Genomic DNA, 14,793 nt, shown 5'->3' with positions numbered 1-14,793 from the left:
TTTATTTTTTTCTGCCGAAGTTGTGACATTTCTTCAGCGAAATCCCCGGCCCATCCCGCGCCGCTGCAAGAAAAGTGTTGTAACCCGCGCCAAAACAAGGTATAGTGAATATGCAAAAAATGAATTGATCGACCTGCTAAAGCCATACCAATGGATATGGCTTTTTTTTCTTAGTGAGGTAGGTTTCATTGATAAAATCACACCACTAAAAGGAGTTGATGCATAAATGATTGAACTGTCCGGAGTGGAGAAGCACTTTCAGGGACAAGTCGTTGTGCATCCGCTTTCGCTCACCATTAAGGAAGGGGAATTCCTGACCTTGCTGGGCCCGAGCGGCTGCGGCAAGACGACGATTCTGCGGATGATCGCCGGATTCGAGCAACCGACCAAAGGGAAGATCCTGCTGGACGGCGCCGATCTGACGAGCCTGCCCCCGAATCGGCGGGATTTGAACCTCGTTTTTCAGCATTACGCCTTGTTTCCGCATATGACGGTAGAGGACAATATCGCCTTCGGGCTAAAAATGAAGAAGCTCCCGGCTAAAGAGCAGCAGGCGCGTGTGGAGGAAGCGGTCGCCATGACGCAGCTGACCCCGCTTGTCAAGAGATACCCGCATCAGCTGTCGGGGGGGCAGCAGCAGCGGGTCGCGATCGCTCGGGCGATTGCCAACAAACCGAAAGTACTGTTGCTGGACGAGCCGCTCGGCGCACTCGATCTGCAGCTGCGCAAAAACCTGCAGTCCGAGCTGAAGCATTTGCAGCGCAGCCTCGGGATTACTTTTGTATACGTCACTCACGATCAGGAAGAAGCGATGATGCTGTCCGACCGGATCGTGATCATGAACGGCGGCAAGGTCGAACAGATCGGCACGCCGCGGGAAATTTACGCTAAACCGACGACCCTGTTCTCCGCTACATTCGTGGGTGAGAATAACATTTTCTCACAGGATGGGCGGCTGTTTGCCGTGCGTCCGGAGAAGCTGGTTGCCGTTCGCGGAACGGAAGGGGCGAAGCGGACGGGGGAAGTGCTTGACGTCCTCTATCTGGGGAGCATACATAAGCTGATCGTTCAGCTGGATGACGAACCCATGACCGTTTCCATCGCGTTTGATTTTACCGATGACCGTCCGTGGAACGTTGGGGAAAAGGTGGGCGTGGCCTGGAATTCCGAGGATGAGGTGGTTATCGGGTCATGAAGAAATCAAGCCTGGGCCTGATGCCGGTCCTCCTGTGGCTGAGCCTGTTTCTGGTCGTTCCGATGCTGATCGTGATAGGGATTTCTTTTATGGGCCGGGACGAGCTCGGCAATGTGGTGTTCGATTTCAATTTGGACGCCTACGCCACGTTTTTTGATCCTCTGTATTTGGGGATCTACTGGGATACGATTGTTCTATCGGTCTTAACGACGATATTATGTCTTCTGCTCAGCTATCCGCTGGCTTACTACATCGCCAATGCCGGTCCGAAAATGCAGACCTGGGGCTTGGCGCTGATTACGATTCCGTTCTGGATCAATTTCCTGATCCGGACCTATGCTTGGGTGCTGCTGCTCCGGACGCAAGGCGTGGTCAACAATCTGCTCATCGATCTCGGCTTTATTCAGGAGCCGCTGCAGATGCTCTATACGAAAGGCGCCGTGCTTCTGGGGATGGTTTATACGTTTATCCCGTTTATGGTGCTTCCGATCTACGTGGCGCTGGAACAGATGGACAAGAAGCTGCTGGAGGCGGCCAGCGATTTGGGAGCCACCGGTTGGAAGGCTTTCTGGCATATTACCCTGCCGCAAACCCGCTCGGGGATCATGACCGGCGCCGTGCTGGTGTACGTTTCCACGACGGGCATGTTTGTGGTTACCGATATTTTGGGCGGGGCCAAATCGGCGATGATCAGCAATATTATTCAGAGTCAGTTTCTGGGAGCCCGAAATTGGCCGTTCGGCTCGGCGTTGTCGGTCATTTTCGTCATCACCTCGCTGATTCTGATCGGTTTGTTCAATAAGGCCATGACGGCCAGGCATTTAAAGGTGAAGGGGGGACGCTGATGAAAAGTAAGAGTCATCCGCTGCTCGGGATTCATTCCCTGCTGGTCATGATTTTTATTTATGTGCCTATCGCCATCATTATCGTCTATTCCTTCAACAGTTCCCGGCTGGCCGCGGACTGGAGCGGTTTTACGTTCGAATGGTATACGTCGCTGTTCAGCAACCGGCATGTCATGGAGGCCCTCTCCAATACGCTGACCGTAGGGGTGGTTTCGACTCTTGTTTCGACTCTGCTCGGCACGATGGCGGCGTTGTCGATGCGGAAAGTAAGCCGCAGAATGAAAGCCGGGATGGGCGGCCTGCTGTATTTGCCGATTATTATCCCCGATATCATTATGGGTTTGTCCCTGCTGGTGCTTTTTACCCAGTTTCACATTCCGCTCGGTAAACTGACGATTATCATCGCACATATTACATTCTGTATATCCTATGTGTTTGTCATTATTACCACGCGGTTATCGGGCATGGGCGGGCAATTGGAGGAAGCGGCCCAGGACTTGGGGGCGAACGGCTGGCAGATTTTCCGCCATGTGACGCTGCCTCAAATTATGCCGGGGATCATATCCGGAGCGCTGATCGCTTTCACGATGTCGCTGGACGATTTTATGGTCAGCTTTTTTGTCAGCGGTCCGAATTCGACGACGCTGCCGATTTATATTTACGGGCAGGTTAAACGGGGTATTTCCCCGGAAATTAACGCGCTATGTACGATTTTGATCCTGGTGAGCATAACCTTGATTTTTCTGGCCCAGTTCGTGTTGAATAGAGGCAAAGGGCAAAAGAAGCAATCGGTTCTTCCGTTCTAGGCGGAAGGGGATAGAGAATATAGTGAAACTAATTCGCCGAAATGGCGGGGATCAGAGAGGAGATCGAGAATTGAAAAAAATGAAGTGGGCCGGCCTGGTGCTGGCGGTAACGATGGGGCTTGCGGTTTTATCCGGTTGCGGCGGTTCTTCCAAGGAAACGCTGAACATTTACAGCTGGGCGGATAACTTCGACGCGGACGTACTCGCCGCCTTCGAGAAGGAATACAATGTCAAAATCAATTACGATGTGTTCGCCAATAACGAGGACCTGCTGGCCAAAATTAAAGCGGGCGGCGGCGGATATGATTTGATCCAGCCTTCCGACTATATGGTCGCTACGATGATCAAGCAGGATTTGTTGTCTCCGCTCAACAAAGACAATATTCCGAATTTCGCGAACATTGACGAAGCCTTCAAAAATCCGTCGTTCGACCCGGATAACAAGTACTCGATCGTCTATACCTCCGGCGTCACGGGAATCGCCTACAACAAGAAGTATGTCAAAGAGGAAATCGACAGCTGGGAAGATCTGTGGAATCCGGCATACAAAGGAAAGGTGCTTCTGCTCGACGACAACCGCGAAGTGATCGGCATGGCTTTGAAGAAGGCCGGCAAATCCAACAGCTCCACGGATGAAGCCGAAATTACCGCGGCGGTGGAGGACCTGAAGACCCTGCTGCCGAACGTATTGGCTTTTGATACCGACAATATCAAGCAAAAAATGATTCAAGAAGAAGGCTGGATCGGCACCGTATGGTCCGGTGATGCTTCATTTATCGCCAAGGATAATCCGGATGTGGCTTACATCGTCCCGAAAGAGGGCGGAACGATCTGGTCCGATAACTATGCGATTCCGAAGGGCGCCAAAAATCAGGAGCTGGCGGAGAAATTTATCAACTTTATGCTGGAGCCGGAGAACAGCGCCAAAAACTACGAATCGATCGGATACAGCGATCCGAATACAAAAGCACATGAGTTCCACAGTGAGGAATACAACAACGATAAAATGATTAATCTGTCGCCGGAGGAGTTGTCCCGGACCGAATGGCTGGGCGATGTAGGCGATAAACTGCAAATTTACGACCGCTTCTGGACCGAACTGAAGAGCGGCCGGGAATAAGCGGAAACTTGTAAAAAAAGCGTGGAAACACGCTTTTTTTATTTGTCCGGAAACGGGTACTGTAAGGGTGGGAAAGAGCTTGATTTTTGCCGTCGACCTGAAAATAATGAAATTCGGAAGCTAGTATTCAGATCGACGCTGTTCACAGGAAAGGAGACTTCTTGAGATGGGAATGGGTAAACGAGAAGTGTTGACATGCGACTTGCTGCTTCAGGAATTCCATGTGAAACAGGTACCGGTGCTGGACCGGAAGAAGCTGACCTTTTCAGAAGTGGATGGAAAAGACGTGTACAACATTACCGCCCCATTCGAGGATGAAGGAGAACAGGTTGTGGCCGGACGCGTGGAATCCCGGGACAGCGAGCAGTCGGAAGTGCTGTTCTTCACCGAGAAGGAAGGAGTCTGGGTGCCCCGGAGGGACCGGCCGGTTTTGAACATGCAGGATCCGTTTGTGTCGAAAATTGGTGACGAAGTGGTCGTGGGCGGCGTGCAAACCTTCCCCGATCCGGTTCATCAGGACAGACTGCTTTGGAGAACCGTGCTTTATAGGGGACGGTGCCTCCGCGAGCTGCGGCACTTTTTCGTCGGTCCCGACGGAATGAAGGATATCCGGCTGGTAGAACTGAAGAACGGCGAAATCGGGGTGTTTACAAGGCCCCAAGGAGCCAAGGGAGGCCGAGGGAAAATTGGTTTTTTCCGCGTGTCCTCGCTGGAAGAGCTTCGGGTGGATTTGATTCTGGACGCCCCGCTGTTGGAGGAACAATTTGCCGATGGAGAGTGGGGCGGTGTCAATGAGGCGAGAATGCTGTCGAACGGTCTTGTCGGCGTGCTGGGTCATATCGCCCGTTTTGATGAAGAAGGGAACCGGCACTATTACCCCATGGTGTTTGCCTTCGATCCCGAGTCCGGCAAATATTCGGATATCGAACTCATTGCGGTACGCGCCAATTTTGAACCGGGGCCGGCCAAGCGGGAGGATTTGAAGGATGTGGTGTTCAGCGGAGGCTTGGTGCGTTTTGAGGACGGCAACGCGGCCCTCTATGCCGGCATCAGTGATGCGGAGGCGCATTATATCATCATTCCGGACCCTTTCCTGGCCTATGAGGGCGTAAATCGGAGAAAGAAGAAGAAAAATGGTAATTAGCCTTGATTATTGGGTGCTAATATAATATATTGCCAAATGATGGACCTTGAAAGAGTAAAAAAAATTGGATATTTGTATTAATAGCAGTCTCCTTAAGTGAGTGCTAACAACGGTTAGCCGAGCTAACGGGGACGTTGTCATAGCAAGAAGCCGACAAATGACTGAAGTTTTTTCCGCTCATGATGACCATGATCGAAAAAAGGTTCACCATGTGCCGGCTTCTTTTTTGTGACTCAAAAACGAAATGGAGGTTGAACCGATGAAAGCGTTGCTGTTGGCCGGGGGGCTTGGCACACGTTTGCGGCCGTTGACCGAACAACTGCCAAAGCCGATGGCTCTAGTTGGGAATCGACCATGGATCGAGCATTTGATTGTGCAGCTGAGAGATCAAGGAATCCGGGAATTTGTTCTGGCGCTGAAACACTATCCCGAGCTGATCCGCCGACATTTGGGGGACGGCAGCCGGTATGGGGTTACGATCGACTATGTGATCGAGCAGGAAGCGCTCGGAACCGCCGGGGCGATCAAAAATGCCGAGCCGCTGCTGGACGAGCGTTTTCTGGTGTTTAATGCCGACATTGTGCAGCATATCGACGTTAAGCCGCTGCTGCGGTTTCACCAGGAAAGCGGGGCGACCGCGACCATCGGTTTGATGGAGGTGGAAGAACCTTCCGCTTTTGGCGTCGTCGAGCTTTCGGACCGCGGCGAAATCCGCCGTTTTGTCGAAAAACCGAAACCGGGCGAAACGACATCGAAACGGGTAAACGCCGGAATCTATGTCATGAATAAAGAGGCCCTTGCTTACATTCCGCCGGGGCGTGAGGTGTCCATCGAACGCGAAACGTTCCCGAGTCTGATCGAGCAGGGGGCGGGACTATACGGCTTTCCGCTGCAAGGGTATTGGCTCGATATCGGAACGCGGGAACGCTACCGCAAGGTTCACTGGGATTTGCTGGACCGGAAATTAAAGCTGATGATACACGGACAGGAGCAAAATAAAGGGATATGGGTCGGAAAAGACGTCCGTATCGGCGACGGCGCGCTCCTGATTCCTCCGGTCATCCTCGGCGACGGGGTACGCATTGGCGACAAAGCGATCATCGGACCGTATACCGTGATCGGGGAGGGGTGCCATATAGCGGCACGGGCCCGTTTGTCCGAAACGATTTTGTGGGATGGATGTATCGTGAAGGAAGGCGCACAACTGTATCAGTGCGTTTTCGGGTACGACTCCGAAATCGAAGCCGGGCATATCCTCTACGAAGCCTACGCCCAACGCATGAAGGAGGAGGTATCGGTATGATTCGCATCGCGCACATCGGCACCTATGTCCCGCAGAAATGCGGAATCGCCACTTATACGCATCACTTGCGGCAAAGCATTAACGGCGCCAAGGGCTGGAGGGGAACGGACGAAGTGTTTGCCGTCAAGCCGGGCGCCAGCCTGCAGCGGGATCCCGACTCCAGGATTCACGAGGTGGAAAAAGAAGACCGCCACGCTTACCGCAAGCTCGCGGAACGGCTCAATCGGAGCGATATCGCCGTTGTTTCGCTGCAGCATGAATTCGGGATTTTCGGCGGGGAAGCGGGGGAGTACGTGCTCGATCTTGTGGATCACCTCGAAAAGCCGCTCGCGGTTACGTTTCATACCGTGTTTGAGAAGCCGGAGGAGCCCTATCTCCGGATTCAAAAGAGGATTGCGGAGCGCAGTGACGTCATCCTGGTCATGAACCGTCTGGCTGCGGACTATTTGCATGGGGCGCTGGGGGTTCCGAGGGAGAAAATTCGCTGTGTGCCTCACGGTACCCCTGAGCCGGTTCCGTCGATGCGGGACTTCACCCGCGGCAAGCTGGGCTGGAACGGCCGGAAGGTGCTGATGACCTTCGGTCTGCTGAGCCGGGGGAAAGGACTCGAAACGGTACTCCAGGCGCTGCCGGAGGTTGTCCGGCAAGTGCCCGAGGCGCTTTACGCGATTGTGGGGCAGACGCATCCCGAAGTCCGCAAATGGGAAGGCGAATCCTATCGCGAGGAGCTTCAGGCGCTGATTCGGGAACTGAAGCTCGAGGATCATGTCGTTATGATCGACCGCTATTTGGAGGAGCAGGAGCTGGCTGCCATGCTGACGGCCTGCGATCTGTACGTGACCCCGTATCCGGGGATGCAGCAGATTACGAGCGGGACGCTGGCCTACGCGGTTGGCTTGGGCCGGCCGGTCTTGAGTACACCGTACGCTTACGCCAAGGACCTGCTGCAAGATCTGCCCGACACCCTGGTTCCCCCCGGTGTGGCGGAGGCTTGGGCCGGGCGGATTACAGCCGTCTTATCCGATCCGAAGGAAGCGGAGCGGCTTGAGCGGGAAATCGGGCGAATCGGCGCGGATATGCATTGGCCGAAGGTCGGTAAGCTTCATCTGAAACTGTTCAATGAGCTGGCCATGGAACGAACGGCCAAACAGGCGAACTGAAGCGAACTAAAGGAGGAACCGGCTGTGAATCCAATCGAGATCAGCTGCCGCCATTTGGAAAGGATGACCGATGATACGGGACTGCTGGAACATGCCTTGGGCGTGGTACCCCGTCGCAAGGAAGGCTATACTACCGATGACAACGCTCGGGCGTTATGGGCCTGCTCGGCGATCCACCGCCTCGGGTTCGGCGGGGAGAAGAACGACGGCACGTGGTTAAGGCTGGCCGACATTTACCTTGAATTTTTGTTGTGGGCGCAAAAGGACGACGGGACCTTCCATAACAATATAGCCTACGATCGTCGGCCCGAGCCGGAAACGCCCTCCGATGACTGCTACGGTCGGGCGTTTTGGGCCGCTGCCGCCGCGTGGGCGTATCTGCGGGACGATACCCGGCGCCTGGCGGCCGAGGCGATACTGCTTCGGGCGGCGCCGCGCACGGTCGAACTGAAATACCCGCGAGGATGGGCCTATTCACTGGCCGCCTACTCGCTGCTCTTGACGGAACAGCGGCCTCCGGTGCAGATGGACCGTGCCGGATTCCTGAAGAAGCTCCAGGCCCGGGAACAGGTGAACCGGCTGGAACGCCTGCTGCTGGACACCTATTCCCGAGAGGCCACGGTCGATTGGCACTGGTTTGAACCGGAGGTCACCTATGGCAACGGAGTGCTGCCTTGGGCGCTGTTCGCGGCTTACCCGGCTAGCGGAAGCGAAACGACCCGGCGGGTGGCCCGGGAATCCCTAGACTTCCTGGCGGAGAAAATGACCGCGCCGGAAGGCTGGATTCGCCCCGTAGGCAACCGGGGCTGGGCCTCGCGGACTCACGCCAGCCAGTGGGACCAGCAGCCGCTGGAGGTCATGAAGCTGGCGCTCGCCGCCCGCGAGGCGTACCGGGTGGAACGCCGATCCGAAGACGCGGAGCTGGTCCGCCGCTGCCGGGCCTGGTTCCTCGGCGAGAATGACCTCGGACGGCCGCTCGCCGGTCCCGCCGAAGGGAGCTGCTGCGACGGTTTGACGCCGAGCGGGCCGAACCAGAACCGCGGCGCGGAATCGACGCTCTCGTATCTGCTGACCGAGTGTTTGTACCACGAGATTTGCGCGGAGAGGATGACCGGACCGGATTTGGAGAGAGAAGAAGAAGGAGGAGGGAACTCCGAAACGGCAAAAAGGGCAGAGAGGGCGGTAACGGAAGAGAGGGCGGTAACGGCAAAAACGGCAGAAACGGGAGAAAGCGCGGTAACGGAAGCGCTCGGGTAATGGATGAAGCCTCTTGGAGCGGCTGCCCCGCTGATAAAAAGGGCTTGTTAACGCTAGGTTTCCGGGCCGGGAAGGGAGAAGCATGTTTTTCGCCATACGGGGAAATAATTGGGGTAACTCCGAGAAGAGGTGAGCTTACCGAATGAACAAGTTTACAAAAATCACGGGTACCCTGATTGCGGCGTTGGTCTTGGTTGCGCAGTGCGGCCCATTAGCCCCGGATGCTTCGGCCCTCCCGGCCTGGCGCTCCATCGGCGTCCGATTGCCGCAGGGACAGCAGCCGGCTGTCCAGGAAGGACAGCCTGTGAAGATTACCCGGCAAGGAAAGAGCCTAAAGCAGCAGGGGCTGCAAGGGCGTGAGGATGTACTGGTCCCGTTGGAACTGATCCGCAAGGGGCTGAAAGTGAAGGTTACACAGGACCCCGGCGCCAATACGTATACCTTAAAAAAGCAAAACGTGACCGTCACGCTTCAGCCCTCCGATACGGGCGCCAAGGCGATCGTGAACGGCAGTACGCAGGTGCTTCCTTATGAATGGAAGGTGGTAAACGGGGAGCCCTACGTATCGGTGAAAGTGCTGACCGATCATCTGGGCTTTACTTCTTCCCGGAAGGAAGCGGGGAAGACGCTGGACCTGGTACCGCACCGTCTGAACGACATCCGGATTGAAACGCGGACGATCGAGAAGAACATCCCGGAAGCCTCGATCAAAGTGGAATATCCGCAGGTCGGCGGGCTTCGCAGCAAGGAGGCGGAGAGGAAGATCAACGCCCTGCTGCAGTCGAGAGCGGAAAACTTTGTTCAAGCCTCCTTGAAGGAAGCGAAGGAGAATCAACCGTCGCCGAACGGCAGCCCTTACGAATACTTGGGGAACTACACCGTGACCTATAATCGGGGCGGGCTGCTGAGCATCCTGGAGCAGACGTACGCCTATACGGGGGGAGCCCACGGGATCAGCTTCCGGGAAGGCCTGACGTTCCGTCTGAGCGACGGCAAGCTGCTGACCCTGGACGAAGTCCTCCGGGCGAACCCCGGTTTCCGCAGCATCGTCGATCCGGCGATCGCCAAGCAGCTTCAGGCGACCGAGGGGTATTTCGGCGGGTTCGAAACGATCGGGAACAATCCCGACTTTTATTTGAAGGAGAACGGGGTGGTCATCTTTTTCCAACTTTATGACTACTTGCCGTATGTGTTCGGCTTCCCTGAGTTCTATTTCTCCTTTCCGGAACTGGGGATTAGATAAAGTATATGCGCATAATAAAAGCCTGCCGGCTGGCAGGCTTTTTGTTATGAAAGAGCCGGTGGAAGAAGAACAAGAACGGGCCGATCCCGGCAGCGGCTAGCCTCCCCCCCTTGAAGCCAGGCAAGTTCATAAGGGCCGGACGGGTGGATAAGGGCCATTTGCGGCGTTATTTTGTCGAATTTGTGCCTTTGGTGGGAAATAGCGGTCATTTGGGGCCTTATTTTATGGAAAAGCGGGCCACAACCTGATTTTGGGGCCCGTATCAGTGAAATAAGGGCTTTTTTGGCCGCTATTTTTCACGAAAACGCAATTGGGGTCGATATAACGGCCCAAAAGGCCGTTATCTCGGCGGACGGCTGGAGAAGCTGCGGGTACTTGACCCCGTTCACCACGCCGCCGCCTTTGCCCTCTTAATCCGCGATTTCGACGGGAATCAGCTTGAACTGCTCCACATCCGCCAAGCCGCGGTTCGTGATCCGCAATTCGGGGATGACCGGCAGCGCGATCAGCGAAAAAGTCATAAATGGCGCGTTCAGCGGACTGCCCAGCGTCCGCCAGGCTTCCTCCAGCGCCTGGACCTGTTCGACGACGACCTCGAGCGGCTGGTCGGACATTAGTCCGGCGATCGCCATCGGAACGGCCGCCAGCACCTGGCCGTCCAGAACGGCGATCATGCCGCCGCCCAGGCGGGCGAGCTCATTGGCGGCAAAGGCCATATCCTCCGGGTCGGCGCCCATGACCAGGAGGTTATGGCTGTCGTGCGCCACGGTCGAGGCGACGGCGCCGCGTTTCAGGCCGAAGCCTTGAGCGAAGGCCAGCGAGATCTCGCCGCTGCCGCGGTGGCGGTCAACGCAGGCAAGCGTGAGCACATCCTGCTCCAGACTGGGGCGGATGAAGCCGTCTTCGACGGCCAGGCGCGCCTCGGCCCGGGCCGTGCGCGCGCTGTTCTCGATGACCCGGATCACCTGGACCCGGGTCTCGGCCGCGCCGCGCTTCGCGCTCGGCAGCGCAAAATCCCGCGCTTCCAGCGGCCGCGCGAGGTGCACCGACCGGCGGGCCGCTTCCGGATACGCGTATTCCGGAAAGTCCAGCCGCAGCCGGCCGCCGTCGTACACCACCGAACCGTCCGCAATGACGGTGGACGGTTCCATGCGCTCAAGGCTGCCGATCAGCAGCAGATCGGCGCATTTGCCCGGCGCGATGCCGCCGACGTCCCCGTCGACCCGGAAGTAACGCGCCGTGTTGATCGTCCCCATCTGGATGGCGGTCACCGGATCGACGCCCTCCTCGATGGCCCGGCGGACGACATGGTTCATATGCCCCTTCTCGATCAGGGTCTGCGGGTACACGTCGTCCGTGACCAGCATGATGTTGCCGGGGTAGACATGGTCTTCGGTCACGACCTTGATCACTTCCTTCACATCATGCCAGGCCGATCCTTCACGGATCATCAGATGCATGCCCAACTGCAGCTTGAGCAGCCCTTGCTCCTTCGTGACGGTCTCGTGGCAGGAGGTCACCCCGGCGGCGATATAAGCCTGGAGAAGCGGCTCCTCCTCGCTCGGAAAATGCCCGGTGACCGCCTTGCCGGCCCGGATCGTGGCCGCGATCTCGCCGGTCATTTTGGGATCGCCGTATACCACGCCCGGGAAGTTCATGACCTCGCCTAGACCGGCGACGCCATCCCAGGTCATCCCGTCTTCAATATCGGCGACATCCAGGCCCGCCCCGGCGTCCTCCAAATGATCCGTGGCCGGAACGCAGGACGGGAAGGTCGTATATACCTTGAGGGGCAGACCCTGGCCTTCCTCATGCATCCAGCGGACGCCTTCCGCTCCGAAGACGTTGGCGATTTCATGCGGATCCATAAACACGCCCGTCGTCCCTTTGGCTAAGGCCGCCTTGGCGAATTCGGTGACCGAGAGCATCGTGCTCTCGACATGCATATGGCCGTCCAGGAGCCCGGGAACGATGAACCGTCCCGCCGCATCGACGACCGCCGTCCGCTCGCCGATCGTATGAGCGGCGTCGCCGACGTAAGCGATTCTTCCGAAGGCGATCGCGACGTCCGTGTTCGCCTGGAGCTTCCCCGTATAAACGTTGACCAGGGTTCCGTTCTTCACGACCAGGTCGGCTTTTCGGGCACCCGCGGCCACCTCGGCCAGCTGACGGCTCACTTCGGTTAACTTGCTTCTCTTGACTGTGTTCATTCCCTTCACTCCTTGCTGGGTAACTGCTAAAAGTATGTACCTATTCTTCCACCGAATTCGCGGAAAAGCAAGAAAAAGACCGCCTCGCCGAGCATAAAAGCTCGTGAGGCAGTCTTGTGTATGGCAAATAGGATTATACGCCCTGAGGGGTCACTTTCTCGATGACACGGTCGATCAAGCCGTATTCCTTGGCTTCGGCGGCGCTCATGAAGTAGTCGCGGTCCGTATCTTTTTCGATCCGTTCCAGCGGTTGCCCGGTCCGTTCGGCCAAAATTTTGTTCAGCTTATCGCGCATTTTCAGAATGCGGCGGGCCCGGATTTCGATGTCCGTGGCCTGACCTTCCGCACCGCCAAGCGGCTGGTGAATCATAATTTCGCTGTTAGGCAGCGCGTATCGTTTGCCCGGCGCACCGGCATTCAGCAGGAAAGCGCCCATGGAAGCCGCGAGGCCCACGCAAATCGTGGAAACGTCGGACTTAATGTACTGCATCGTATCGAAAATGGCCATACCGGCTGTGATGGAGCCGCCCGGGCTATTAATGTAAAGATGGATGTCTTTCCCCGGATCTTCCGCGTCCAGAAACAGCATCTGGGCAATAATGGAGTTGGCGACGACGTCATTCACCTGGGAGCCCAGGAAAATGATGCGGTCCTTCAACAATCTCGAGTAAATGTCGTAAGCGCGTTCGCCGCGGTTACTTTGTTCAACGACCATAGGAATATAACTCACCGATAAAACCTCCTTATTTGATGGTTCAAGTTTAATAAATTCAACCTATTGCCGACTCAAGCCTCGTCAGGGCCCGCCGAGTCCCGTTTGCACGGGGATCCGGTCCGTTAAAAAACCGCGAATTCCGCACTGCCTTCGTCTTGAGCCCATCGGTTCAATCAATTCAAGAATTGACGGAATCGATGAATATTAACCTCATCATAAACAATTTCAAACAGAAAGTCAAAGAAAGTCAAACTCTAGGTAATAAAAAAGCCCAAACTCAGGGCGGGAATACTTCTTAATTAAGTAAATGGCGCGCCCGCGAGGAATCGAACCTCGATCTCAGGCTCCGGAGGCCTACGTCATATCCATTGGACCACGGGCGCACATATGAAAAGCAACAAAACTTATTATAGGACATTGATTTAAAGATTGCAAGTTCAATTTTGAGTTGTTTAAAGATACCAATAACCCCCCAGGGAAATAGGTTGTTCTACGGTTCTCTTAGGAAACCGACGAGGAGGGGAGAGGCAAACGAACAAGCCTCACATCAAAGATTTCGATAACAAATGCGGCTGAAGCCTTACTTTTTGTTAGGTTGACTATGCTTGCTTTTATTATATGGTTCTTGACCAACGCTTTCATTGAAGGTATATTTGTTTTGTTAATAATAACAAAATTAAATAACAAAACAAAAACAGTGTTATTGGCGATCAAAAATCGAAATACGAGGAAGGATGGACTTGCCATGTCTCAAGCGGTTCCCTGCAATCCAAACGCAACCGAGGAAGTGAAAGCGCTATTAAATTATTTGAGCGAGCTGTCCGGCCATGGAATTATTACGGGTCAGCACACGCAAACCACAACACAGGAGGAATTGCGTTACATCCAAGAGGCGACGGGAAAGCTTCCAGCCCTTTGCGGTTTTGAACTTTTAAGTTACTCCCCGAACATTAACTACGAATTGAGCGGCGAGGAGTGCCTGCTTGAGGTCAGGGAGAACGAAAATACGCTGCACAACGCCTGGGATTGGGTGACCCGTGAAAAAGGACTGCTCACGTTTACCTGGCATTGGTTCTCTCCGCTCGGCGGGAAGGATAAGAGCTTCTATGCGGAACATACCGATTTTGATGCTTCACGGGCGATTGTGGAAGGGACGGCCGAGCATAAGGCGTTGTTGTCGGATATGGATGTTATAGCGGAACTCCTGAAGGAATTCCGCGACAAACGGATTCCGATCCTGTGGCGTCCTTTTCACGAAGCGGAAGGGGAATGGTTCTGGTGGGGCAGCAAAGGCCCGGAGGTGGCAAAACAACTCTACCTGATCATGTTTGATCGGTACACTCGCTTCCATGGGCTGAACAATCTGATCTGGGTGTGGAATTCGCCGCTGCCGGAAGGATATGTCGGGGACGACAAGGTGGATATTATCTCCAGGGACTTGTATCCGCCGGCCCATCAACATACCGACCTTCGAAAAGAGTACGAGGAGCTGGCACGTATTACGCCGACGAAGAAACTGGCGGCGCTCGGGGAAATCGGCTCCATCCCCAGTGTGCCCGCGCTCGCGGAATCGCGCATTCCGTGGCTGTGGTTCATGACCTGGTCCAACGATTTCGGCAAGACGGAATTGTTTACGACAAAGGAAGAACTGCGCCGGGCATATCATCACGAATATGCCGTTACACTGGATCGGCTGCCCAAGCTGTATTGATCCGTCGAGAAAGCCGGCTTCACCCTAAAACAGCCCCTTGTCTTAAAAGGGGCCGTTTGTGCATTCATGAAATTTAAGGGGCGG

The 14,793-nt window shown here is 55.4% G+C and carries 12 protein-coding genes and 1 tRNA gene; 10 read left to right on the top strand and 3 right to left on the bottom strand.

Annotated elements, in window-relative coordinates; translation table 11 throughout:
• Positions 1 to 226: 226 nt before the first annotated feature.
• The 9 genes from LBW89_RS04795 (at position 227) to LBW89_RS04755 (ending at position 10,073) form a co-directional block, all read left to right on the top strand.
• A complete protein-coding gene (locus tag LBW89_RS04795; RefSeq protein WP_148454671.1) occupies positions 227 to 1,195 on the top strand; it encodes an ABC transporter ATP-binding protein in 969 nt (322 codons plus the stop codon).
• A complete protein-coding gene (locus tag LBW89_RS04790; protein WP_148454673.1) occupies positions 1,192 to 2,040 on the top strand; it encodes an ABC transporter permease in 849 nt (282 codons plus the stop codon). Before LBW89_RS04795 ends, LBW89_RS04790 begins: the two co-directional genes overlap by 4 nt.
• A complete protein-coding gene (locus tag LBW89_RS04785; RefSeq protein ID WP_148454675.1) occupies positions 2,040 to 2,846 on the top strand; it encodes an ABC transporter permease in 807 nt (268 codons plus the stop codon). The genes LBW89_RS04790 and LBW89_RS04785 overlap by 1 nt, the downstream gene beginning before the upstream one ends.
• A 70-nt stretch (positions 2,847 to 2,916) precedes the next feature.
• Positions 2,917 to 3,966, top strand: a complete 1,050-nt coding sequence (locus LBW89_RS04780; RefSeq protein WP_276508705.1) for an ABC transporter substrate-binding protein — start codon at positions 2,917 to 2,919, stop codon at positions 3,964 to 3,966.
• A 166-nt stretch (positions 3,967 to 4,132) separates the two neighbouring features.
• A complete protein-coding gene (locus LBW89_RS04775; protein ID WP_225038651.1) occupies positions 4,133 to 5,110 on the top strand; it encodes an MTP-1 family protein in 978 nt (325 codons plus the stop codon).
• Positions 5,111 to 5,369: 259 nt separating this feature from the next.
• Entirely contained in the window at positions 5,370 to 6,413 is a 1,044-nt protein-coding gene (locus tag LBW89_RS04770; RefSeq protein ID WP_225038650.1) for a nucleotidyltransferase family protein, read from the top strand.
• Complete coding sequence (locus tag LBW89_RS04765; RefSeq protein ID WP_225038649.1) at positions 6,410 to 7,573, top strand: glycosyltransferase family 4 protein; 1,164 nt, start codon at positions 6,410 to 6,412, stop codon at positions 7,571 to 7,573. The genes LBW89_RS04770 and LBW89_RS04765 overlap by 4 nt, the downstream gene beginning before the upstream one ends.
• 24 nt (positions 7,574 to 7,597) lie before the next feature.
• Entirely contained in the window at positions 7,598 to 8,830 is a 1,233-nt protein-coding gene (locus LBW89_RS04760; RefSeq protein ID WP_225038648.1) for a glycosyl transferase, read from the top strand.
• A gap of 142 nt (positions 8,831 to 8,972) precedes the next feature.
• Positions 8,973 to 10,073 (top strand): PdaC/SigV domain-containing protein, encoded by a 1,101-nt coding sequence (locus LBW89_RS04755; protein WP_225038647.1) that lies wholly within the window; start codon positions 8,973 to 8,975, stop codon positions 10,071 to 10,073.
• Between the two features lie 410 nt (positions 10,074 to 10,483).
• On the opposite strand, the gene ade is transcribed toward LBW89_RS04755, so the two are convergent.
• The 3 genes from ade to LBW89_RS04740 form a co-directional block, all read right to left on the bottom strand.
• Entirely contained in the window at positions 10,484 to 12,283 is a 1,800-nt protein-coding gene (ade, locus tag LBW89_RS04750; protein ID WP_225038646.1) for an adenine deaminase, read from the bottom strand.
• Between the two features lie 133 nt (positions 12,284 to 12,416).
• On the bottom strand, positions 12,417 to 13,013 hold the full coding sequence (clpP, locus tag LBW89_RS04745) for an ATP-dependent Clp endopeptidase proteolytic subunit ClpP (protein WP_148454687.1): 597 nt from the start codon (positions 13,011 to 13,013) through the stop codon (positions 12,417 to 12,419).
• A 293-nt stretch (positions 13,014 to 13,306) separates the two neighbouring features.
• Positions 13,307 to 13,381, bottom strand: a tRNA-Arg gene (locus LBW89_RS04740).
• A 362-nt stretch (positions 13,382 to 13,743) separates the two neighbouring features.
• Here LBW89_RS04740 and LBW89_RS04735 point away from each other — a divergent pair.
• Positions 13,744 to 14,709: a glycosyl hydrolase gene (locus LBW89_RS04735; RefSeq protein WP_213508419.1), complete on the top strand. Its 966-nt coding sequence runs from the start codon at positions 13,744 to 13,746 to the stop codon at positions 14,707 to 14,709.
• Positions 14,710 to 14,793 lie beyond the last annotated feature (84 nt).

Source organism: Paenibacillus sp. alder61 (assembly GCF_020179875.1).
Taxonomy (GTDB): Bacteria; Bacillota; Bacilli; order Paenibacillales; family Paenibacillaceae; genus Fontibacillus; species Fontibacillus faecis.
The sequence above is the reverse complement of the archived record's forward strand: the minus strand, read 5'-3'. Positions and strand labels throughout refer to the sequence as shown.

Excerpts from the sequence above, each read along its gene's own strand:
- LBW89_RS04795 (WP_148454671.1), top strand. The coding sequence starts at position 227 with ATGATTGAACTGTCCGGAGTGGAGAAGCACTTTCAGGGACAAGTCGTT.
- LBW89_RS04790 (WP_148454673.1), top strand. The coding sequence starts at position 1,192 with ATGAAGAAATCAAGCCTGGGCCTGATGCCGGTCCTCCTGTGGCTGAGC.
- LBW89_RS04785 (WP_148454675.1), top strand. The coding sequence starts at position 2,040 with ATGAAAAGTAAGAGTCATCCGCTGCTCGGGATTCATTCCCTGCTGGTC.
- LBW89_RS04775 (WP_225038651.1), top strand. The coding sequence starts at position 4,133 with ATGGGAATGGGTAAACGAGAAGTGTTGACATGCGACTTGCTGCTTCAG.
- LBW89_RS04770 (WP_225038650.1), top strand. The coding sequence starts at position 5,370 with ATGAAAGCGTTGCTGTTGGCCGGGGGGCTTGGCACACGTTTGCGGCCG.
- LBW89_RS04765 (WP_225038649.1), top strand. The coding sequence starts at position 6,410 with ATGATTCGCATCGCGCACATCGGCACCTATGTCCCGCAGAAATGCGGA.
- LBW89_RS04755 (WP_225038647.1), top strand. The coding sequence starts at position 8,973 with ATGAACAAGTTTACAAAAATCACGGGTACCCTGATTGCGGCGTTGGTC.
- ade (WP_225038646.1), bottom strand. The coding sequence starts at position 12,283 with ATGAACACAGTCAAGAGAAGCAAGTTAACCGAAGTGAGCCGTCAGCTG.
- LBW89_RS04735 (WP_213508419.1), top strand. The coding sequence starts at position 13,744 with ATGTCTCAAGCGGTTCCCTGCAATCCAAACGCAACCGAGGAAGTGAAA.